General features: G+C 63.0%; 21 protein-coding genes. 9 read left to right on the forward strand and 12 right to left on the reverse strand.

What is annotated here, in order from left to right; genetic code table 11:
- The first annotated feature begins 21 nt into the window (after positions 1-21).
- Positions 22-387 (forward strand): response regulator, encoded by a 366-nt coding sequence (locus AC1D11_RS04195; RefSeq protein ID WP_477647400.1) that lies wholly within the window; start codon positions 22-24, stop codon positions 385-387.
- A 17-nt stretch (positions 388-404) separates the two neighbouring features.
- Here AC1D11_RS04195 and AC1D11_RS04200 read toward each other — a convergent pair whose 3' ends face one another.
- Positions 405-941, reverse strand: a complete 537-nt coding sequence (locus AC1D11_RS04200) for a DUF1415 domain-containing protein (RefSeq protein WP_477647399.1) — start codon at positions 939-941, stop codon at positions 405-407.
- Positions 942-958: 17 nt separating this feature from the next.
- Positions 959-2620: an energy-dependent translational throttle protein EttA gene (ettA, locus tag AC1D11_RS04205; protein ID WP_457279253.1), complete on the reverse strand. Its 1662-nt coding sequence runs from the start codon at positions 2618-2620 to the stop codon at positions 959-961.
- A 368-nt stretch (positions 2621-2988) separates the two neighbouring features.
- Here ettA and AC1D11_RS04210 point away from each other — a divergent pair, with 368 nt between their 5' ends.
- Positions 2989-4734 carry a DEAD/DEAH box helicase gene (locus AC1D11_RS04210; RefSeq protein ID WP_477647398.1) on the forward strand — a complete coding sequence of 582 codons (1746 nt, stop codon included), beginning with the start codon at positions 2989-2991 and terminating at the stop codon, positions 4732-4734.
- A 92-nt stretch (positions 4735-4826) separates the two neighbouring features.
- Here the strand turns inward: AC1D11_RS04210 and AC1D11_RS04215 are convergent, their stop codons facing one another.
- The 9 genes from AC1D11_RS04215 to AC1D11_RS04255 all read right to left on the reverse strand — a co-directional run bounded on the left by AC1D11_RS04215 (position 4827) and on the right by AC1D11_RS04255 (position 13358).
- A complete protein-coding gene (locus AC1D11_RS04215) occupies positions 4827-5576 on the reverse strand; it encodes a FadR/GntR family transcriptional regulator (protein ID WP_477647397.1) in 750 nt (249 codons plus the stop codon).
- Between the two features lie 9 nt (positions 5577-5585).
- Positions 5586-5972, reverse strand: a complete 387-nt coding sequence (locus AC1D11_RS04220; protein WP_477647396.1) for a cupin domain-containing protein — start codon at positions 5970-5972, stop codon at positions 5586-5588.
- A 64-nt stretch (positions 5973-6036) separates the two neighbouring features.
- The gene (locus AC1D11_RS04225; RefSeq protein ID WP_477647395.1) at positions 6037-7113 is read right to left on the reverse strand and encodes an L-idonate 5-dehydrogenase; all 1077 of its coding nucleotides are present in this window, start codon (positions 7111-7113) and stop codon (positions 6037-6039) included.
- Positions 7114-7140: 27 nt separating this feature from the next.
- Positions 7141-7908 (reverse strand): SDR family oxidoreductase, encoded by a 768-nt coding sequence (locus tag AC1D11_RS04230; RefSeq protein ID WP_477647394.1) that lies wholly within the window; start codon positions 7906-7908, stop codon positions 7141-7143.
- A gap of 8 nt (positions 7909-7916) precedes the next feature.
- Complete coding sequence (locus AC1D11_RS04235) at positions 7917-8987, reverse strand: ABC transporter ATP-binding protein (RefSeq protein ID WP_477647393.1); 1071 nt, start codon at positions 8985-8987, stop codon at positions 7917-7919.
- Positions 8988-9008: 21 nt separating this feature from the next.
- The gene (locus tag AC1D11_RS04240; RefSeq protein ID WP_477647392.1) at positions 9009-9860 is read right to left on the reverse strand and encodes a carbohydrate ABC transporter permease; all 852 of its coding nucleotides are present in this window, start codon (positions 9858-9860) and stop codon (positions 9009-9011) included.
- A gap of 79 nt (positions 9861-9939) precedes the next feature.
- Entirely contained in the window at positions 9940-10812 is an 873-nt protein-coding gene (locus AC1D11_RS04245) for a carbohydrate ABC transporter permease (RefSeq protein WP_477647391.1), read from the reverse strand.
- Between the two features lie 40 nt (positions 10813-10852).
- Complete coding sequence (locus AC1D11_RS04250; protein WP_477647390.1) at positions 10853-12232, reverse strand: ABC transporter substrate-binding protein; 1380 nt, start codon at positions 12230-12232, stop codon at positions 10853-10855.
- Positions 12233-12389: 157 nt separating this feature from the next.
- Complete coding sequence (locus AC1D11_RS04255) at positions 12390-13358, reverse strand: 2-hydroxyacid dehydrogenase (RefSeq protein WP_477647389.1); 969 nt, start codon at positions 13356-13358, stop codon at positions 12390-12392.
- A gap of 87 nt (positions 13359-13445) precedes the next feature.
- Between AC1D11_RS04255 and AC1D11_RS04260 the strand changes: the two genes are divergently transcribed.
- The 6 genes from AC1D11_RS04260 to AC1D11_RS04285 all read left to right on the forward strand — a co-directional run bounded on the left by AC1D11_RS04260 (position 13446) and on the right by AC1D11_RS04285 (position 19102).
- Positions 13446-15188 (forward strand): IlvD/Edd family dehydratase, encoded by a 1743-nt coding sequence (locus AC1D11_RS04260; RefSeq protein WP_477647388.1) that lies wholly within the window; start codon positions 13446-13448, stop codon positions 15186-15188.
- Positions 15189-15328: 140 nt separating this feature from the next.
- Positions 15329-16261, forward strand: a complete 933-nt coding sequence (locus tag AC1D11_RS04265) for a sugar kinase (RefSeq protein WP_477647387.1) — start codon at positions 15329-15331, stop codon at positions 16259-16261.
- A complete protein-coding gene (locus AC1D11_RS04270; RefSeq protein WP_477647386.1) occupies positions 16258-17139 on the forward strand; it encodes a 2-dehydro-3-deoxygalactonokinase in 882 nt (293 codons plus the stop codon). Before AC1D11_RS04265 ends, AC1D11_RS04270 begins: the two co-directional genes overlap by 4 nt.
- Before the next feature lie 36 nt (positions 17140-17175).
- The gene (locus AC1D11_RS04275) at positions 17176-17817 is read left to right on the forward strand and encodes a 2-dehydro-3-deoxy-6-phosphogalactonate aldolase (RefSeq protein WP_477647385.1); all 642 of its coding nucleotides are present in this window, start codon (positions 17176-17178) and stop codon (positions 17815-17817) included.
- On the forward strand, positions 17814-18608 hold the full coding sequence (locus AC1D11_RS04280; RefSeq protein ID WP_477647384.1) for an SDR family NAD(P)-dependent oxidoreductase: 795 nt from the start codon (positions 17814-17816) through the stop codon (positions 18606-18608). Before AC1D11_RS04275 ends, AC1D11_RS04280 begins: the two co-directional genes overlap by 4 nt.
- Before the next feature lie 92 nt (positions 18609-18700).
- On the forward strand, positions 18701-19102 hold the full coding sequence (locus AC1D11_RS04285) for an SRPBCC family protein (RefSeq protein ID WP_477647383.1): 402 nt from the start codon (positions 18701-18703) through the stop codon (positions 19100-19102).
- Positions 19103-19104: 2 nt separating this feature from the next.
- Here AC1D11_RS04285 and AC1D11_RS04290 read toward each other — a convergent pair whose 3' ends face one another.
- On the reverse strand, positions 19105-19731 hold the full coding sequence (locus tag AC1D11_RS04290; RefSeq protein ID WP_477647382.1) for a LysE family translocator: 627 nt from the start codon (positions 19729-19731) through the stop codon (positions 19105-19107).
- A gap of 119 nt (positions 19732-19850) precedes the next feature.
- On the opposite strand from AC1D11_RS04290, the gene AC1D11_RS04295 reads away from it, so the two are divergent.
- Complete coding sequence (locus AC1D11_RS04295) at positions 19851-20531, forward strand: DNA-3-methyladenine glycosylase I (protein WP_477647381.1); 681 nt, start codon at positions 19851-19853, stop codon at positions 20529-20531.

The following is a 20531-nucleotide window of genomic DNA, read 5'->3' on the forward strand; positions in this document are numbered from 1 at the left end:
GGCCTTCAATGCGAAAGAAAAATGGCGCGCATTCTGGTGATTGAAGATGAATCCCATATCCGGGACAACCTGCTGCGCTTTGTCCGGCTGGAGGGCCACGAAGGCCTGGCAGCGGCCGACGGCCATGCCGGCCTGCAAGTTGCCAGAGAGCAGCAACCGGACCTGATTTTTTGCGATGTGATGATGCCGCTGATGAACGGCATGGAAGTTCTGGCCGCGCTGCAATCGGAACCTGCCCTCAAACAGGTGCCCTTTGTATTCCTGTCGGCCAGCGCGGAGTCAGAGCGGCTGGAGGAAGCCTTGCGCCTGGGTGCCAGCGGCTACGTAACCAAGCCCTTTAACTTCGCGCAGCTGCAGGAGGTGCTCAAGCAGCATTTGCCCAGGTAGAGCCGATGCCCGCGGCGCTAAAGGCCCAGCGCCTTCCAGCCCGTGTGGCCCAGCTTTTCTAGTGTCGCGATGTTCTGCTCAAAGATGGCCTCAGCCTCGGGAAACGCCTCCACGGCCCGTGCCACGCTTTCCTCACGCAGCAAATGCAGGATGGCAAAGGGCGCGCGGTTCGTGTAGTTGCCAATGTCGTCGGGCGCGGTGCCATCGAACTGGAACTGCGGGTGAAAACTGGCCAGCTGGATCACGCCTTCGAGGCCATGCTCATCCACCACGCCTTCGGCGATTTCCAGGAAATCGTTGAAGTCCAGGAAATCGTCAAACAGCGTGGGGTGAATCAGCAGCGTGGTGTCGACTTCTTCGGCCGGCGTAGCCGCCAGCAGATCCAGTTCGCGATCCAGTTCTTCGAGCAGGCCATCCGCGTGTTTCGCATGGCTTACCACCAGCCGCACCTGGTTCTTGACGTAGACCGCCTTGGCGAACGGGCACAGGTTGAGCCCGATCACGGCTTTTTCGAGCCAGTGACGGGTTTTTTCCAGGACCTCCTGGTCTGTCATGGCCAAGTTCCCCGAGCTTAGTGCAGTGCCTTGAAGCGCACGCGCTTCGGTTTGGCGCCCTCTTCACCCAAGCGCTTCTTCTTGTCGGCTTCGTACTCCTGGTAGTTACCGTTGAAGAAGGTCCACTGGCTGTCGCCTTCGGCGGCCAGGATGTGGGTGGCGATGCGGTCCAGGAACCAGCGGTCATGGCTGATCACCAGCACGGAGCCGGCGAATTCCAGCAACGCGTCTTCGAGCGCGCGCAGGGTTTCCACATCCAGATCGTTCGAGGGTTCATCAAGCATCAGCACGTTGCCGCCCGCGATCAGGGTCTTGGCCAGGTGCAGGCGCCCGCGCTCTCCGCCCGACAGCATGCCGACGCGTTTTTGCTGGTCGGCACCGTTGAAGTTGAAGCGGCCTGCATAGGCGCGGCTGGGCATGGTGAACTTGCCGACGGTCAGCATGTCCAGGCCGCCCGAGATGTCTTCCCAGACGGTTTTTTCATTGGCCAGATCATCGCGGTGCTGGTCGACGAAAGCCATGCGCGCGGTCTTGCCGATGGCAACTTCACCGCTGTCCGGCGTTTCCTTGCCGGCGATCAGCTTGAACAACGTGGACTTGCCTGCGCCGTTGGGGCCGATGATGCCGACGATGGCACCTGCGGGCACCTGGAAGCTGAGGTTGTCGATCAGCAGGCGGTCGCCGAAGGATTTGCTGACATTCTTGAATTCGATGACTTCATTGCCCAGGCGCTCGGCCACAGGTATGAAGATTTCCTGGGTTTCGTTACGCTGCTGGTATTCGAAATCGGAAAGCTCTTCAAAACGGGCCAGGCGCGACTTGCTCTTGGCCTGGCGCGCCTTGGGGTTCTGGCGTGACCACTCAAGTTCTTTCTTCAGGGCCTTGGCGCGGGCTTCCTCGCCCTTTTGCTCCTGCGCCAGGCGCTCGCCCTTCTGGTCCAGCCAGCTGCTGTAGTTGCCCTTCCAGGGGATTCCGTGGCCGCGGTCCAGCTCCAGGATCCACTCGGCGGCGTTGTCCAGGAAGTAGCGGTCGTGGGTGATGGCCACCACGGTGCCCGAAAAGCGCTGCAGGAACTGCTCCAGCCAGTCCACCGATTCGGCGTCCAGGTGATTGGTGGGTTCGTCAAGCAGCAGCATGTCGGGCCGGGACAACAGCAGGCTGCACAGGGCCACGCGGCGTTTTTCGCCGCCCGAGAGCACGCCGATCTTGGCGTCCCAGGGCGGAAGCCGCAGCGCGTCGGCGGCGATTTCAAGCTGGTGCTCGGAATCGGTGCCGGCGGTCGCGATGATGGCTTCCAGGCGGGCCTGCTCGGCGGCCAACGCATCGAAGTCGGCATCGGGCTCCCCGTAAGCCGTGTACACAGCTTCGAGCTGGGCCTTGGCCGCGAATACCGCGCCCATGCCGGCTTCCACGCTTTCACGCACCGTGTGCTCGGGGTCGAGCTTGGGTTCCTGCGGCAGGTAGCCGATGTTCAGACCCGGCATGGGAGTGGCTTCGCCCTCGATTTCCGTATCCAGGCCAGCCATGATCTTGAGCAGCGTGGACTTGCCGGAACCGTTGGTGCCCAGCACGCCGATCTTGGCGCCCGGGAAGAAACTGAGCGACACCTCTTTGAGGATATGGCGCTTGGGCGGCACGATTTTGCCGACCTTGTTCATAGTAAATACGTACTGAGCCATCAGGATTACTTTGGTAAAAATGAAAAAACAATGCCAGAAAACGGGCTGCCGGCGGCCCGAAAAGTAGTTTTACGGGCTGCCCGGCAGGTTTTCTTGCGGGCTGGAACGACACGCCGCGCCTGGGCGCAACCGCCTTTTGGCAAAGCGTGTTTTATGCGTGAATGCTCCCATTATCGTTGCTGTGCGACAATACAGTTGTTGCTGGCTCCAGTTGCCTTCAACATTTGGGCACATCCGGGTACCGCTTCAAGTGGCTGCTTACGATGTTTTCGGCCCACTTTCTGACCCCATCTGCCTTTGACTGGCGGGTTTGCCTTTCAACAAGGCGCCCAACAGGCCGATCTAAAGCGCCACACAGGCGCAACATCATGACATTTGAAGAATTGAATCTGGCTCCGGCCATTCTGAAGGCCGTGCTCGAGCAAGGCTACGACACCCCTACCCCCATCCAGGCCCAGGCAATCCCCGCCGTGCTCAAGGGTGTCGACCTGCTGGGCGGCGCCCAGACCGGCACCGGCAAGACCGCAGCATTCACCCTTCCCCTGCTGCAACGCCTTTCCACTGAAGCGCGCCTGACCAACCGCCGCGGCGTCAACGCCGTGCGCGCCCTGATCATGACCCCCACCCGAGAACTCGCAGCCCAGGTCGAAGAAAGCGTGCGCACCTACGGCAAATACACCGACCTCACCTCCATGGTGATGTTCGGCGGCGTCGGCATGGGTGCCCAGATTGAAAAGCTGCGCCGCGGCGTAGACATCCTGGTCGCCACCCCCGGCCGCCTGCTGGACCACGCAAGCCAGGGGACGCTGGACCTGAGCCAGGTGCAAATCCTTGTGCTGGACGAAGCCGACCGCATGCTGGACATGGGTTTCATCCACGACATCAAGAAGGTGCTGGCCCTGGTGCCTAAACAAAAGCAATCGCTGCTGTTCAGCGCAACGTTCAGCGACGAAATCCGCGAGCTGGCCAACGGCCTGCTGAAGAACCCCGAATCCATCCAGGTCACGCCGCGCAACACCACGGTGCAGCGCATCACGCAGACCATCCACCCCGTCGGGCGAGCCAAGAAAAAAGCGCTGCTGACCCACATCATCAACGAGCACAACTGGAGCCAGGTTCTGGTGTTCACCCGCACCAAGTTCGGAGCCAACAACGTGGCCGAACACCTGACCAAAAACGGCATCCCTGCGATGGCGTTGCACGGCAACAAGAGCCAGACCGCCCGCACCCAGGCCTTGGCCGATTTCAAGAGCGGAACGATTCGCGCCCTGGTGGCCACTGACATCGCCGCCCGCGGCATCGACATCGACGAGTTGCCCCACGTCGTGAACTACGAAATCCCGAACGTGAGCGAAGACTACGTGCACCGCATCGGCCGCACCGGCCGCGCTGGCAACAGCGGCGAAGCCGTCAGCCTGGTCTGCCTCGATGAAGAAGGCTTCATGCAGGACATCGAGCGCTTCACCAAGCAAAACATCGAAAAAGTCATAGTCCCCGGTTTTGAAGCTGAGCCCGGCGAGCGCGCCGAGCCGCTGGCCATGGGCCGCCAGACCATCTGGGGCGGCCTGGGCAAGCCGCCCAGCCGCGACGTAATGCAGGCAGCGGCCAAGGCCGCCCGCACCGAGATGATGCAGCGCATCCGCGACACCAAGGGCGCACAGCCCGCGCGCGGCGCAGGCGGTGGTAACGGTGGCGGCAATGGCGGCGCGCGCGGACGCGGCCCCGCCGGCGGCGGCAACGGTGGTGGCGGTAACGGCGGCGGCAGCGGCCGCGGTCCCCGCACACCCAACCCCGGCCAGCCACGACAGGCTTCGGGCTACTCACAGAACGGCCAGCCGCCACGCCAGCAGGCGCAGCGCCCGCCGCGGGACGACCAGCAGCCACGCGCACCCCGCAGCGAGCCGAGGGAGCCGCGCAACGACTTTGACAACCAGCAACCCGCCAGCCACGCCTCCTCGGGTTTCCCGTCCTCCGGCCAGCCCACAGGCGGCAACCGTGGCAACTACCGGGGCGGCAACCGCTCTGGTGGTGGTAATGGCGGCGGTGGTGGCGGCGGCGGCCGGGGCAACGGGCCCCGCCGGCCTGGCGGTCCCGGCTCGTTTACCGGCCGCTAAGCGCTAACGGCGGCGATCCCACTGCGTGGACGCCGCCATGCAACTGTCCGGCGCGGCATAAGGCTGCAAAAGCCCAATTCCGCACCTCAGGCTCAAGCTGCTTTCAGCTGCTTGGCCGGATTGCTCAGTTTGGGCAAACGGCGCCGCGAACCGAGCACCAGCTCGATATCCTCGTGCGCGCCGTCAATCAGCACCAGAATGGCTTTTTCGGCCTTGACCGGGTTGCGCGCGATCACCGCATCCAGCACCGCCCGATGCAGCGGCAGGGAGCGCTTGGGCCCGTCCTTGCGGATGGTGGAAATTTCAAAGCTGGTGCGCAGCAAGGCACTGAGCGCCTTGCTCATCTGGACCAGCATGCGGTTGTGCGCGGCACGCAGCAGGCCCTGGTGAAAACGCAGGTCGTAGGTGACGTAGTCGCCGCCGCCTTCCACGGCGCGCTTCATACCGGCATAGGCATCCTCGATCCCGGCGATCTCTTCCGCGGTGGCCCGCTCGGCGGCCATGCGCACGGCGGCTGGTTCCACCAGGCGCCGCAGTTCCAGCAGGTCGCGTAAAAATTCGGGCGTGATGCCGGCCTTGGCCTTCCAGGCGATGACGTCGGGATCGAACCAGTTCCAGTGTTCCTCGGTCAGCACGCGGGTGCCCACTTTGGGCCCGGTGGTAACCAGCCCCTTGGCGATCAGTGACTTGACCGCTTCGCGCACCACCGTGCGGCTCACGCCCAGTTCCTCGCAAAGCACCGGCTCCGGCGGCATGGACATGCCGGCGGTATAACGGCCCGCGACGATGGCTTCCCCGATGTGGTCAACCGTGTTGCCGTGGACGTTTTTCATGGTGGCCATGGGGTTCCTTTAGCCTCGCACAAACAAGGTGACCAACGGGTCCGAACCTGCCTGGCGGCTCCAATGGCCATGCACGGCCGGATCGAAGGTGGCGCCGGCCGGCAGCAGGTCCGCGGAGTAGAAATGCTGTCCGGGCTTGAAGATGCGGGAAATTCCACCCTGCAGGCCGATCTCCATCTCGCCGCCCAGAATGAATACCCACTGGCCGTGCGGCGAGCAATGAAACTGGCTGCGAAAACCTACCGGGCTGTGGCGCAACTGGTAGCCACCTGAAGGCATCAGCGTGGACAGCATGGATTGCGGATTGCCCTCTGGCAGCGGAACCTGCTCTTCGCGAAACTTCGCGAGGCCGTCGGCGTCGTCTGTGTAGAGAATGACTTTGGTGAAGGTGGTCAAAAAAGCTCCGTGTTCGTATTCATGAATTTGTGGTGGATAAATTCGAGGCGCGATTTCCCGCGCCTCAGACCCCGGCCTGCGCAAGCCCGGCCCTGGCCGCAGCATCGGGCGCAAACTGCAGCAGCACCTTCATGGCCCTGCCCTTGTCGCCGGCCAGCTTGAAGGCATCCGTCGCCTGGTCGAAGTTCATGATATCGGTGATAACCGGCCGGCCATCGATCAGGCGCTTGTTCAAAAACTCCACCGCCACCGCGAACTCAGGGTGGAAGCGGAAGGTGCCGCGCAGATCGATCTCCCGTGCCACCAGCGCGTTCATCGGGATCTTGATGTCGCCGCCCAGCCCCACGGCCACAATCACGCCACGCGGGGCGACGACCTGGAGCCCGGACAGCAGCGCGCGTTCATTGCCCGAGGCCTCGAACATGACGTCGAAGTAGCCCTTCTCCAGCGCATACGGCGCCAGCGCATCGGGCTGCGCCGACAGGTTGATGGCTTTGTCCGCACCCATTTTGAGCGCGCACGCCAGCGGCAACTCCGCAATGTCCACCGCCACAATCTCGGCTACCCCGGCGCGCCGCAGGCCCGCGATCAGCAAGGCGCCGATGGGCCCGCAACCGGTGACCAGCACTTTCTTGCCGAACACGACGCCTGCGCGATTGATGGCATGCAGGCCGACCGACAGCGGCTCAGCCAGCGCAGCCTCCGACAATGAAATATCTTCGGACACGGCGTAGGCCTGCGTCTGGTCGATCACCAGCGTTTCGCGGAATGCGCCCTGCACGTGGGGAAAACGCATCGCGCTGCCGTAGAAACGCATGTCCAGGCAATGGTTGTGCTGGCCGAGCTGGCAGTATTTGCAGACGCCGCAGGGACGCGATGGCGACACAGCCACGCGTTGCCCGGGTGCGAAACCCGCGACTTCGTTGCCCACTTCGCTCACGATGCCCGAAACTTCATGCCCCAGCACCATCGGCTCCTTGATGCGCACCGTGCCGAAGCCGCCGTGCTGGAAGTAGTGCAGGTCCGAGCCGCAGATGCCGCCGAAGGCAACACGCACGCGCATCTGCTTCGGGCCAACGGGCTCGACTGCCTGCGAGTCAAAGCGCAGATCCAGCGGGGCATGGCAGACGATGGCGCGCATATTCATTGAAGTTCAGCTCACAAAAAATCAAAGTTGGGCGGTGACCCCGCCATCGACATACAGCACATGCCCGTTCATGAAGCTGGACGCATCGCTGGCCAGAAACACCGCCGCCCCCGCCAGTTCATGCACTTCGCCCCAACGCCGGCTCGGCGTGCGGCCGATCAGCCAGGAATTGAATTTCTCATCCGACGATAGCTTCTCGTTCAGCTCGGTCTTGAAGTACCCCGGCCCGATTGCATTGCACTGAAGGCCATGCGGACCCCAGTCGATCGCCATGCCCTTGGTCAGCATCTTCACCGCACCTTTGGTCGCCATATAGGGCGAGATGCCCGGTCGGCCGATCTCGCTTTGCACCGAGCAGATGTTGATGATCTTGCCGCGCTTGCGCGGGATCATCTTGCGTGCCACGGCCTGGCCCACCATGAAGACGCTGTCGAGGTTGGTGCGCATGAGCTTGTGCCAGTCCTCTTCGGCAAACTCTTCCAGCGGATTGCGGATCTGCATGCCCGCGTTGTTGAACAGGATGTTGATCGGACCAATGGTTGACTCGATGGTCTCCACCGCTGCCTTCACCTCCCCGGAATCCGTCACGTCAAACGCACTCACGTGCGCCGTGATGCCTTCGCTGCGCAGCAGCGCCGCGGCCTCCCGCACCTTGGCTGCATTGCGCCCGTTGACCACCACCGCCGCGCCGGCCTGGCCAAGCCCGCGCGCAAGCGCCAGGCCAATGCCGGCCGACGAGCCCGTGATGAGCGCCAGCCTGCCGTTCAGCTTGAATGAATCGGCGACCATGGCCGCGCTCACGACAGGCGCTGGCCGCTGTCGCCGTTGAAGACGTGGGCCTTGCCCGGCGCCACGTCCAGGTGAATGATGTCGTTAGGCTGCGCATCGGTGCGGCCATGCATGACGACGATGATCTTGCTGTTGCCCACTTCCAGCAGCAGCTCGGTCTCCGCGCCCGTCGGCTCGATCACGATCACCTTGGCAGGGATGCCCGAGCCTGTCGTGGACACCTTCAGGTCGGTCGGCCTCACGCCGTAGTCCACCGCTTGCCCGTCCACCGCATTGGCCAGCGCCTGCGCCGGCCAGGAATGCCCCTCTGCTTCCACCCAGGTGCGGCCATCCGCGACGCGCAGCGTGCCCTTCATCACGTTCATCGACGGCGAGCCGATGAATTGCGCGACAAAGAGGTTGCCGGGACGGTCGAACAGCTCCAGCGGCGTGCCGATCTGCTCGATGATGCCGTCGTGCATGACGACGATGCGGTCGGCCATGGTCATCGCCTCGATCTGGTCATGCGTCACGTAGACGGTCGTGGTCTTCAGGCGCTGATGCAGCGCCTTGATCTCGGCCCGCATCGCTACGCGCAACTTGGCGTCCAGGTTGGACAGCGGTTCGTCAAAGAGGAATACCTTGGGGTCGCGCACGATGGCCCGGCCCATGGCCACGCGCTGGCGCTGGCCGCCTGACAGCTCGCGCGGGAAGCGGTCGAGCAACGGGTCGAGGTTCAGGATGCGCGCCGCGTCACCCACGCGTTTGTCGGTGATCGCCTGGTCGGCCTTGCGCAGTTTCAGGCTGAAGGCCATGTTGTCGCGCACGGTCATGTGCGGGTAGAGCGCATAGCTCTGGAACACCATCGCAATGTCGCGGTCCTTGGAGTCGAGGTCGTTGATGACCTTGCCGTCGATGGAAATCTCGCCACCGGTTATCTCTTCGAGCCCGGCCAGCATGCGCAAAAGCGTGGACTTGCCGCAGCCCGAGGGGCCGACGAGCACAACGAATTCACCGTCGCTGATGTCGAAACTGATGCCGTGAATGATCTTGACCTTGCCGAAGGACTTCTCGATTTTGTTGAATGCGACGGATGCCATTTTGTCTGTTTTCCCTGTGAATCAGCTTTTGACGGCGCCGGCCGTGAGGCCCGCGACCATATAGCGCTTGAATGCGTAATAAATTGCCGCAGGCGGCATTGCGTAGATAAGGCCCGTGGTCATGAGTAGTTCCCATGGCGAGTCGTCGGCCGAGAGGAAGTTGCCCAGCGCCACCGCCAGCGTCACGCTGTCGTCCTTGGACAACAGCAAAAAGGCGTAGAGGTATTCGTTCCAGGCCAGCAGCAAGGCGTACGTCCCCACCGCCACCAGCGAAGGCACCATCAATGGCAGGTAAACGAGGCGAAAGAGTTGCATGGCCGTGGCCCCGTCCATCTTCGCGGCTTCATCCAATTCCCAAGGCAGCTTGTCCGACGCCTGCTTGAGCACCCAGATGCAGTACGGCGAGGCGATCGTCACCATCGCCAGGATGAGCGCCCACTGGTTGTTGAGCAGGCCATAGTTGCCCATGGTTTTGTACATGGGCACGGCCAGGAAGGCCGCGGGGATGAAGTAGGTGAACAGTGCCATGTTCATCACCGTACGGCCGCCGGGAACCCGCAACCGGCTGATGGCAAAGGCCGCGCAGGTCGACACGAACAGCGTGAGCACGCCGACCGACACGGCGATCAGCAAGGAATTCCACAGCTGGATCCAGAAATGGTCCAGGTAGAAATGCTTCTGCATGAACACGAACTCGAAGTTGCGCAGTGTGGGTGCTTTCGGCCAGAGCTGGCCCGTCGTCGCCTGGTCCTTGGGCGACAGCGCGAACAGCACCATGTGGTAGATCGGCAGCAGCGTCCAGATCAACACGGGGATGCCGATGAGCAGCAGCTTGGCTTCGGTCGAGACGACCTTCAATACGGAGCGGGTCATACCGGCCTCCGACGAGCCATCTCTAGGCGGCCGGGCGCCCCCCTGGGGGTCAGCGAGCGATAGGGAGCGTGGAGGCACATCATTTGGACAATCTCTTCATCATGAAATACACCAGAGGCAAGACTAGCGGCAATGCGACGACGATGGACGCAAGGGACAGGTCAACCTGGTCCAGACGCAGGTAGCGGATGCCCAGCGTTGCCAGCACGTGCGTCAGGTCTGCCGGCCCCCCACCCGTGAGCAGGTAGACGCTGTTGAAATCCCCCAGCGTCCAGATCATTGAGAGGATGGTGGACGTGAGGTACAGCGAGCGCATTGACGGCCAGGTAATGAAGCGGAACTTCTGCCACACTGAAGCGCCGTCCACCGACGCGGCTTCGTACTGCTCGCCCGGAATCGCCATACGGCCGGCTAGCAGGATCAGCGTCCAGAACGGCAGCGATTTCCAGATGTGCGCCAGCATCGAAAAGCCCAACGCCAGCGTCGGGTCGTTCAGCCAGTTCGGGCCGTCCATGCCGGTGAAGCGGTAGATGGCGGCGTTCACCACGCCCCACTCCGGGTTGAGCATGAAGCGCATGGACAGAATGGTCGGGATCGACGGCACGGCCCAAGGCAGGATGAAGATCATCGACAGGATCTTGACCCACCAGCGCGTGTTCAGGAAGAAGCCCGACAGGCCGAGCGCCAGCATCATCTTGATGTTGACGGAGACCACGACAAAGACTACGGTGTTGATCACCGTGCGGAAGAAAATGGGGTCGGCAAACAGCCGCTCGTAACTCTCCGGATGGCGCGCGAGCCACAGGCCGTAGCCCACCGGGTAGATCACGAAAATCAGGAAGATGAGAAGGTAGGGAATGACAAGAATCGCTCCCCACTTCTCCCACGAAGTCATGGCATTTTTTCTGACGGCCGATGCGGTGGCCGGTGTGTCGAGGGTGATGGTGCTCATGGCTTGTACCCTCCCCCAGCGGGGGGAGGGACTTTCGTTTTTAGTTGGATGCGACCGTCTTGATGCGGGCAATCATCTCGTCCACCGCCTTGTCAACCGGCACCTTCTCATTGAGCACGCGGTTGGCCGCCTTGGCCCAGACGTTCTCGTTGTTCAGCACGGTGAACTTGTAGTTCTTGACGAACTCGAAGCCCACCGTTCCGTTGGCGTACTGGTTGAACACCGACTTGCGATGCGCATCAGCCTGCCAGAACGGGCGCGCCTGACCGGCCTTGGTCACCGGGAACCAACGACCGAGTGAGCCTTCGACGTACGGCGTCAGGTTCTCTTCTTCCATCAAGAACTTGACGAACTCCTTGGCGCGGGCCTTGTTCTTGGCCTGGCTAAAGACAACGCCAGTCTTCACCGCCGTGCGGTAGACCATCTTGCTGCCGTCCGGTTTGTTTGGAAAGCCTGCCGTGCGGATGCGCTCGTTGTAGTTCTTCTTCGCCAGTTCACGCTCTTCGGGTTTGAGCTTGTCGTTGTTGGCGTCGTCAAGCCACTTGGCCGCGATTGAGATCGTCGCGTTGTGCGTCATGACCGTGGTCTTGTTGTGGAAGGCGACGTTGTTGTCCGGGTCTTTCCAGCTGGTGGACGACGGTGGCGAGCAGCCCTTGGTGTACGGCGCGGTGTAGTCGGTCAACGCGCCAATCAGGCCGGCACGAACGTTAGGGTCATCGACCAGCAGCTTGCCGCTGTCGCTCACCAGCTTCACGTTGTACGCATCCATGAAGGTCAGGAAGGAGAAGAACGAGTCGCTCGAGTCCACGCCCAGGGGCTGGCCGATGCCGAAGGTGCGGTTGCCGCTCTTCTGGCGATGGGCCGGTTGCACTTTGTCGCACCAGAAAGACCAGTAGCCCTTCCAGTCGGTCGGGATGTCGGACTCCTTGAAACCCGCATCGTTGAGCATGTCGATCCAGTACTCGATGTGCATGGTCTGCTGCTTGATCGGAAAGGCGTAGTAAGCGCGGGTCTTGGCTGCGTCGTTCCACAGGAACGTCGTCTCCACCGTGTTGGGGGCGAAACGCGCGCGAATCGGGTTGATCACGCTGGAGATGTCTTCCAGCTTGCCGTCATAGGCCCACTTGCTCGTGACCTGGAAGTCATACACGTCGGCATAGGCGACGTCAGGCGGGTTGCCGGAGTCCAGCGCAGCCACGGTCTTGGGGATCATGTCCTGGATCGGGTACTGCGACAGCTCGATTTTCACACCCTTGTGCTTGGCTTCGTACTTCTTGATGGCGTCGAAGAGTGCCTGGTCCTCCGCCTGGTAGAAGCCCTTGACCCACCAGACGGTGAGCTTGTCTTGCGCGACAGCGTGGCCGCCTGCGAGCAGGCCCCCCGCGATCATCGCGCTGGCAAGAATTGTCCTGATCTTCATTGCTTTGTCTCCTGTGGTTGTTGAACTGTCTAACCGGGTCGCTCAGCTCTTAGCGCTTGCTATCATATGATGATTGAAACGCTGGTTTTCTATGGAAAACCCGCGGTACAGCACCCGGTCCCGGGCTCATCTTCTGGAACTCTTTCGAAGGAGTCTCTTACTGGCATTCAGGGACCGGACTAAGCAGTGGCTGGCCTGCGAAGTGAGCGCCCAGATTGGCCACCGCCAGATCCGCCATGGCCTTGCGCGTCTGCCAGGTTCCGCTGGCCATGTGCGGAGTCAGCACGACGTTGTCCAGCGCCTTCAGCGCATCCGGCACCTGCGGTTCTTTTTCGAAGACATCGAGACCCGCGCCCGCGATCACGCCGCGTTGCAGGGCATCGACCAGCGCCGCCTCATCCACGACCGAGCCGCGCGCAACATTGATCAGGTAACCCTCGGGGCCCAAGGCCTTGAGCACTTCAGCATTGATCAGGTGTTTCGTTCCGGCGCCACCCGGAGTGATCACCACCAGGAAATCTACCGCAGCGGCAAGCGCTGCTGCGGTGGGATGATAGGCGTACGGCAGCTCCGCCTTGGCGGTGCGCGCCGTATAGGCGATGGACATGCCGAAGGCTTCTGCGCGACTGGCAATGGCCTGCCCGATGCGGCCCAGCCCAACGATGCCCAGCCGGGCACCTGAAACCTTGCGGGCCAGCGGCATCGGACCTTCGGCGGCCCATCGGCCGGCACGCACATAGCGGTCTGCCAGGGGGATGCGCCGCGCCACCGACAGCATGAGGCCCAGCGCGAGGTCGGCGACCTCGTCGTTGAGCACCCCGGGGGTGTGCGTCACGGGGATGCGGCGGTTCAATGCGGCGGGTACATCAACGCCGTCGTAGCCAACGCCGAAGATCGACACCACTTCGAGTGCGGGCAGTTTCTCTATCAGCGCGGCCGTGACCTTGGACTCGCCGCCGCCCGAGATGCCGCGAATCTGCGGCGCGACCATTGCAAACGCCTCGGGGTCCGTCTCGTGCAGGCGGTCGTGCACTACGAAGGCCGCCGCGAGCGGCTCCATCAGGAAGGGCGGGAGCTTGGAAACGGCAAGGATGTGCGGGCGGGACAAAGGAACTACTCCGATCATGGTTTTCACTAAGACAGCGGCCGCAATGGTATGACGATAATACCTTTACACTTTCAGGATTAACCCTACTATTTAGGCCGACAGCACATGACCGACAGCAGCAAACCCAAAAAGAAACCCGAAGAACTGCGCAGCCAGCAATGGTTCGGCCGCCAGGACCGCGACGGCTTTGCCTACCGCAGCTGGGTCAAGGGCAAGGGCGTCCCGCACGACCAGTTCGACGGCCGCCCGGTCATCGGCATTTGCAACACCTTTAGCGAACTGACGCCCTGCAACTCGCATTTCCGCACGATCGCGGAACAGGTCAAGATCGGCGTCTATGAGGCCGGCGGCTTCCCGCTCGAATTTCCGGTGATGTCGCTGGGCGAAACCCTGCTGCGCCCCACCGCCATGCTGTACCGCAACCTGGCCAGCATGGACGTGGAAGAAAGCATTCGCGGCAATCCGATCGACGGCGTGGTGCTGCTGATGGGCTGCGACAAAACCACGCCCTCCTTGGTGATGGGCGCCTCCAGCGTCGATCTGCCTACAGTGGGTGTCAGCGGCGGGCCTATGCTCAGCGGCAAATGGCGCGGCCAGGAGCTGGGCTCGGGCACCGGCGTCTGGAGCATGAGCGAGCAGGTGCGCGCAGGCACGCTCAAGCTGCAGGACTTCTTCGAGGCCGAAAGCTGCATGCACCGCAGCCATGGCCACTGCATGACCATGGGCACGGCTTCGACCATGGCCAGCATGGTTGAAGCGCTCGGTATTGGCCTGCCGGGCAATGCAGCCTACCCGGCAGTAGACGGCCGCCGCAACGTGCTGGCCCGAATGGCCGGCCGCCGCGCCGTCGAGATGGTGCACGAAGACCTCACGCTCTCGAAGATCCTCACGCGTGAAGCGTTTGAGAACGCCATCAAGACCCTGGCCGCGATTGGCGGCTCGACCAATGCCGTGATTCACCTGATCGCGATTGCCGGGCGCATCGGCGTCAAGCTCACGGTCGATGACTTTGACCGCCTGGCCAGCGAGTTGCCCTGCCTCGTCAACCTGCAGCCCTCCGGAAAATACCTGATGGAAGATTTCTGCTACGCCGGCGGCCTGCCTGTCGTGATGAAGGAAATCGCGCAGCACCTGCACACCAGCGCCATCACAGCCAACGGAAAAACCATCGGCGAAAACATCGCCGATGCGGAAAACTACAACACCGACGTCATCATGCCGCTTTCCACGCCCTTCAAGGACAAGGCCGGCATCGCCGTGCTGCGGGGCAACCTCTCGCCACGCGGCGCGGTCATCAAGCCCAGCGCGGCCACGCCCGCACTCATGGTGCACAAGGGCCGTGCCGTGGTCTTTGAAACCATTGAAGATTTCCACGCGCGCATCGACGACGAAAACCTGGACATCGACGAGAACTGCGTAATGGTGCTGAAAAACTGCGGGCCCAAGGGCTACCCCGGCATGGCCGAGGTCGGCAACATGCCGTTGCCGCCCAAGGTACTGCGCAAGGGCATCACCGACATGGTCCGCATCAGCGACGCCCGCATGAGCGGTACAGCCTACGGAACCGTGATTCTGCATACCGCACCCGAAGCGGCAGCGGGCGGCCCGCTGGCATTGGTGCAAAACGGCGACATCATCGAACTTGACGTCCCCAATCGCCGCCTGCATCTGCATGTCAGCGATGAAGAGCTTGCGCGGCGAATGACCAGCTGGAAGGCGCCCGAACCACCGCTGTCTTCAGGGTACTGGAAGCTCTATATCGACCATGTGCTGCAGGCCGACGAAGGCGTGGACCTGGATTTCCTGGTGGGCAAGCGCGGTTCGTTCGTGCCGCGCGACAACCACTGAGCCGGGTACAGCGCGGGTACGGGCCCGCACCCGGCCCGCGGGTACCATCGGGGGTTTGAGGCGCGGCGTGCTTTTCCGGTTTTTCTTCCCCGAAAAAAAGCCCGCGCCGGGATGCCGGAAGAAGCCAGGAAACCCAATCAATGCAAGCCAGAAAATTCGATGTCGTCGCGCTCGGCGAAGCCATGGTGGAATTCAACCAGACCACTGCCGGCCAGCCTAACTACCTGCAGGGTTTTGGCGGCGACACCAGCAACGCCGTGATCGCGGCGGCGCGCGCCGGCGCCAACACCGCCTATCTCACCCGCCTGGGCGGCGACACCTTCGGCCACTCGCTAATGGCCTTGTGGACCGCTGAGAAGGTTTCCACGGAAGCGGTCCAGCAGGACAGCGAGGCCAGCACCGGCCTGTATTTCGTCACCCATGGCCCCAAAGGCCATGAATTCAGCTACCTGCGCGCGGGCTCCGCGGCCAGCCGCATGACACCGGCCTGGCTGCAACAAGGCGGCGCCGCACAGGCCGTGCGTCAAGCCAAGATCCTGCATGTGTCAGGCATCTCGCTGGCGATTTCCACCAGCGCCTGCGACACAGCCTTTGTCGCGATGAAACTGGCCAAAGAGGCCGGTACCCTCGTGTCGTTTGACTCCAACCTGCGGCTCAAGCTCTGGCCGCAGGACCGGGCCCTGGCCTGCACCCGCCACGCCGTTTCGCTGTGCGACATTTTCTTGCCGAGTCTGGAAGACATCACCGCACTCAACGGCATGACGGACCCTGACCGGGTAGTGGACTGGGGCCACGCACTGGGCGCCAAGACCGTAGTGCTCAAGCTGGGCGGCGACGGTGCGCTGGTCAGTGACGGCGTGCGTCGCGAACGTGTACCGGTGCATCGCGTGAAGCTGGTGGATGCCACCGGCGCGGGCGACTGCTTCTGCGGCAACCTGCTGGCGCGCATTGCGGCGGGCGACAACGTCTTTGATGCGGCCCGCTATGCCAATGCAGCGGCCGCCCTCACGGTGCAGGGCTACGGCGCGGTCGCTCCGCTGCCGCGTCCCGAGCAGGTCAGGGCCCTGCTGTGAACCGCCTTCTGGCAGTCGACTGGGGCAGCTCTTCACTGCGCGGCGCGTTGATCGATGGCGCCGGCACAGCCCTGGACGAACGTTCCTTCGCACGCGGCATTCTGACTGTCGCTCCCGGTACCTTTCCGGAGGTTTTTGCAAGCTGCTTTGCCGACTGGATGACCCCCGGCACGCTGTGCCTGGTCTCCGGCATGGCCGGCAGCAAACAGGGCTGGCGCGAAGCGCCCTACTGCGCCTGCCCCGCCGGCTTTGACGCGATCGCCGCCGCACTGGAATGGGTGGAGCCCGGCCGCATCGCCATCGTGCCCGGCCTGAGCATAGACAAGGGCGGCGTGCCCGACGTCATGCGCGGCGAGGAAACGCAGATCTTTGGCGCCTTGCAACTGTTGGGTCTGACCCATGCCCGGCTGGTACTGCCCGGCACGCACAGCAAATGGGTCACCGTCGAAAATCGGCAGGTAACTGATTTTTCGACCTGGATGACCGGCGAGTTCTATGCACTGCTGCGCCGCCAATCCATCCTCGCACGCATGCTGCCCGACGACGAACCCGCGCTGGACGCCGCCGCCTTTGACCAGGGCGTGGCCCACGCGCTGGCCGGCCCCGGCCTGCTGAACACCGCCTTCAGCACACGCACCCTGTCGCTGTTCCAGCGGATGGCGACCGAGGCCCTGCCCAGCTACCTGTCGGGCCTGGTCATCGGCGAAGAACTCAAATGCCAGGCACTGCCGCGCGGCGAGCCCGTGGTGGTGATGGGCGCGGAAGCCCTCACGGTGCGCTACGAACAGGCACTGGCCCAGCTCGGCGTTCCCGTGAAGCGCGTGGGCGCAGGCGCCACCTGGCGCGGCCTGCGCGCCATCGCCGATACCCTGGCCTGACCCGGCGCAGTATTGCGTCCCAACCCACAGAACACCATGAACAACGCACACGAAAAATTTTCCCAGGCCCTCGGCGCCCTCCCCCTGGTGGCCATCCTGCGCGGACTAACGCCGGCGGAGGCCCTGCCCGTCGGCCAGGCACTCGTTGCCACGGGCTGGACGCTGATCGAAATTCCGCTCAATTCACCCCAGCCGCTGGACAGCATTGCCGCCATGGCCAGCGCCTTTCCGCAGGCCCTGGTCGGTGCGGGCACGGTGCTGACACCTGAGGCGGTGCGTGAAGTGCACGCCGCGGGTGGCCAGCTCATCGTTTCGCCCAATTTCAACCCGGCGGTGGTACGTGAAGCAGTTCGCCTCGGCATGGTATGCCTGCCGGGCATCATGACTGCGAGCGAAGCATTCGCCGCGCTCGACGCTGGCGCGACGGGGTTGAAGATTTTTCCGGCCGAAATGATCACCCCGGCAGTCGTGAAAGCCCTTCGCGCGGTACTGCCCGCGCAAGCCGCCGTGCTACCGGTTGGCGGCATCACGCCCGGTAATATGGCGCCCTACCTGGCTGCAGGTGCCAACGGTTTCGGCATCGGATCGGCACTTTACAAACCAGGTTCTTCCGCCGCCCAGGTCTCCGAATCTGCTATGGAATTCATAGCTGCTTGCGCTGGTACCATAAGGGCATGAGCATTATTTCATCTACAGATACTGCCCAGGTATCGTTCGGGCTGGCAGGCCGCGTCTGCATCGTCACCGGCGGTTCCCAAGGTATCGGCGAGGCTTGCGCGCGGCGTTTTTCGCGTGAGCAGGCCCAGGTCGTCATCGCCGATATAGACGACGCGCGCGGCGCAGCGCTGGCCACCGAACTCGGTGGCCTGTATGTTCATTGCGACGTGGGCGACAAAGTGCAAGTCGATGCAATGGTTGAACAAACCGTGGCCGCGCACGGCCGCATCGACGTGTTGGTCAACAATGCCGGCATCTTCAAGGCCGCAGAGTTTCTGGACGTGACGGAAGCCGACTTCGACGCCGTACTGCGCATCAACCTCAAGGGCTCCTTCCTGGTCGGGCAGGCCGTGGCGCGCGTGATGGCAGCAGCCGGCAAGGGCAGTATCGTCAACATGAGTTCAGTCAACGGCGTGCTCGCCATTCCCACCATTGCCAGCTACAACGTCAGCAAGGGCGGCATTAACCAGCTCACGCGCGTGATGGCGCTGTCGCTGGCCAGTCAGGGTGTACGCGTCAACGCGGTTGCGCCCGGCACCATCGCCACCGAACTGGCCGCCAGGGCTGTGCTCACCAGCGACGAGGCCAAGGCCAAGATCATGAGCCGCACCCCCATGAAGCGCCTGGGCGAGCCTTCGGAGATCGCCGACACCGTGGCCTACCTGGCCAGCGACGCCGCCAGCTACATCACCGGCGAAATCGTCGTGGTCGATGGTGGGCGCATGACACTTAATTACACGGTCCCGGTTTAGGGCGTGCCTCAATCAGGCTGGACTCTGCCCGCTTTGGCTGCTAGCCTGTTATGGCAAGGCGCTACTCCGGCGTCAACCAGACTGGGGGCACCATGGCCACGATCTACAAGGAATTCATCGTCGAAGCCGGCATAGGGAACGTCTGGGACGCGCTGCGAGATTTCAACGCGGTGCACCAGCGCCTGGCGCCGGGCTTCGTGGTCGATTGCAAACCTGGCGAGGGCAGCCGCACCGTAACCTTTGCCAACGGTATGGTCGCGCACGAAGTGCTGGTGGGCATCCATGAAGAGGCGCATCGCCTCAGCTACACGGTGGTCGGCGGCAAGGCCACCCACCACATGGCTTCGGCGCAGCTGTTTGCCGAGAGCGAAAACCGCACCCGCTTTGTCTGGATCACAGACGCGCTGCCCGATGCGCTGGGGGAATACATTGACGCGATGATGACCCAGGGCGCTGCGGTGATGCAGCAGGCACTCGGCAGACCGGCCGCATGAATTCAGGCCGGCCGCTTGGCCAGCAAGGCCCAGACACCCGCCATGGACAGCAGCGAACCGCCTGCAAAATTAAAACGCCGCTGGGCGCGCGGTGAGGCCAGCAGCGTACGGGCCGACGCAGCAAACACCGCATACAGCGTGGCGTTCAGGCTGGCCATCACCACAAAGGTCACCGCCAGCACCCAGAGCTGTCGCGTCACGTCGGCGCCGGGGTTGATGAATTGGGGCAGGAAAGCCACAAAAAACACAATGCCCTTGGGGTTGAGTGCTGTGACCAGATAGGTGTTGCCGAACAGCTTCCACAAGGAGCCAGGCGCCTCGGGCGCTGCCGCCTGCATGGGCGAAATTCCGGCGCGCAGGAGCTTGATGCCCAGGTAAAGCAAGTACAGGCCACCCGCCCACTTGACTACCGTGAACCAGAAGGCCGATGCCGCGAGCAAGGCGCCCAGGCCGAACAACGAGACCACCAGCGCCGTCGAGTCACCCAGCGCCACGGCGCCCACCAATGGAATGTTGGCACGCTTGCCGTGCGCCATCGAGTAGCTGATAACCGTCAGGATGGTCGGGCCCGGGATGATGAGCAGGACGGCGGTTGCAGCGACGAAAGCGAGCCAAAGCTGGATGGACATGGTGCGTTGTTCCGAAGTTGTGGATCGATGAGAAGGAGCGCGCTTCATGATACTGCCGGGCGGCCAAGGATGAATCACCTCACCCACGCGGCCCTGTCCGCATCTGCCTAAAATTGCCCATGCCTTCCGCCATCCCTCCCAAGCGCCTCACAGTTGCACCCTCGCCGGCTGCCGGCCTTTTTACCGATGACGCCCACACCGCGCGCTGCGCCTGGTGCCAGGCGACGCCCATTTACCGCAACTACCACGACAGCGAGTGGGGCTTTCCGGTGGACGATGAACGCCGGCTCTTCGAAAAAATCTGCCTCGAAGGCTTTCAGGCTGGCCTCAGCTGGCTGACCATCCTGAACAAACGCGAATCCTTTCGCAACGCGTTCGCCAACTTCGATGCCGAGCAGGTGGCCCGCTTTGGCGAGCGTGACATCAAACGACTGGTCAATGACGCGGGCATTGTGCGACACGCGGGAAAGATCGCCTCGACCATCAACAATGCAAAGCGCGTCATCGAGCTACGAAAAGAGTTTGGCTCACTGGGCGCTTTTGTCTGGCGGCTGGAGCCCGAGGCCAAGAGCCGGCCGGCGCGCATCACACATGAGGCCGTCAAAGCCATGCCGACTTCCCCCGCTTCCATCGCCCTGTCCAAGGATCTCAAAAAGCGTGGCTGGACTTTTGTGGGCCCCACCACGATGTATGCCTTCATGCAGGCGATGGGTCTGGTCAACGACCACATCGAAGGCTGCGCCAGCCGCAAAGTCGCACTGGCAGCGCGCAAGGCTTTCACGCCGCCCACGGTGCCGTAA

Source organism: Polaromonas sp. P1_E11 (genome assembly GCF_056405995.1).

Excerpts from the sequence above, each read along its gene's own strand:
- AC1D11_RS04195 (WP_477647400.1), top strand. The coding sequence starts at position 22 with ATGGCGCGCATTCTGGTGATTGAAGATGAATCCCATATCCGGGACAAC.
- AC1D11_RS04200 (WP_477647399.1), bottom strand. The coding sequence starts at position 941 with ATGACAGACCAGGAGGTCCTGGAAAAAACCCGTCACTGGCTCGAAAAA.
- ettA (WP_457279253.1), bottom strand. The coding sequence starts at position 2,620 with ATGGCTCAGTACGTATTTACTATGAACAAGGTCGGCAAAATCGTGCCG.
- AC1D11_RS04210 (WP_477647398.1), top strand. The coding sequence starts at position 2,989 with ATGACATTTGAAGAATTGAATCTGGCTCCGGCCATTCTGAAGGCCGTG.
- AC1D11_RS04215 (WP_477647397.1), bottom strand. The coding sequence starts at position 5,576 with ATGGCCACCATGAAAAACGTCCACGGCAACACGGTTGACCACATCGGG.
- AC1D11_RS04225 (WP_477647395.1), bottom strand. The coding sequence starts at position 7,113 with ATGCGCGCCATCGTCTGCCATGCCCCGCTGGATCTGCGCTTTGACTCG.
- AC1D11_RS04230 (WP_477647394.1), bottom strand. The coding sequence starts at position 7,908 with ATGGTCGCCGATTCATTCAAGCTGAACGGCAGGCTGGCGCTCATCACG.
- AC1D11_RS04235 (WP_477647393.1), bottom strand. The coding sequence starts at position 8,987 with ATGGCATCCGTCGCATTCAACAAAATCGAGAAGTCCTTCGGCAAGGTC.
- AC1D11_RS04240 (WP_477647392.1), bottom strand. The coding sequence starts at position 9,860 with ATGACCCGCTCCGTATTGAAGGTCGTCTCGACCGAAGCCAAGCTGCTG.
- AC1D11_RS04245 (WP_477647391.1), bottom strand. The coding sequence starts at position 10,812 with ATGAGCACCATCACCCTCGACACACCGGCCACCGCATCGGCCGTCAGA.
- AC1D11_RS04250 (WP_477647390.1), bottom strand. The coding sequence starts at position 12,232 with ATGAAGATCAGGACAATTCTTGCCAGCGCGATGATCGCGGGGGGCCTG.
- AC1D11_RS04255 (WP_477647389.1), bottom strand. The coding sequence starts at position 13,358 with ATGATCGGAGTAGTTCCTTTGTCCCGCCCGCACATCCTTGCCGTTTCC.
- AC1D11_RS04260 (WP_477647388.1), top strand. The coding sequence starts at position 13,446 with ATGACCGACAGCAGCAAACCCAAAAAGAAACCCGAAGAACTGCGCAGC.
- AC1D11_RS04265 (WP_477647387.1), top strand. The coding sequence starts at position 15,329 with ATGCAAGCCAGAAAATTCGATGTCGTCGCGCTCGGCGAAGCCATGGTG.
- AC1D11_RS04275 (WP_477647385.1), top strand. The coding sequence starts at position 17,176 with ATGAACAACGCACACGAAAAATTTTCCCAGGCCCTCGGCGCCCTCCCC.
- AC1D11_RS04280 (WP_477647384.1), top strand. The coding sequence starts at position 17,814 with ATGAGCATTATTTCATCTACAGATACTGCCCAGGTATCGTTCGGGCTG.
- AC1D11_RS04285 (WP_477647383.1), top strand. The coding sequence starts at position 18,701 with ATGGCCACGATCTACAAGGAATTCATCGTCGAAGCCGGCATAGGGAAC.
- AC1D11_RS04290 (WP_477647382.1), bottom strand. The coding sequence starts at position 19,731 with ATGTCCATCCAGCTTTGGCTCGCTTTCGTCGCTGCAACCGCCGTCCTG.
- AC1D11_RS04295 (WP_477647381.1), top strand. The coding sequence starts at position 19,851 with ATGCCTTCCGCCATCCCTCCCAAGCGCCTCACAGTTGCACCCTCGCCG.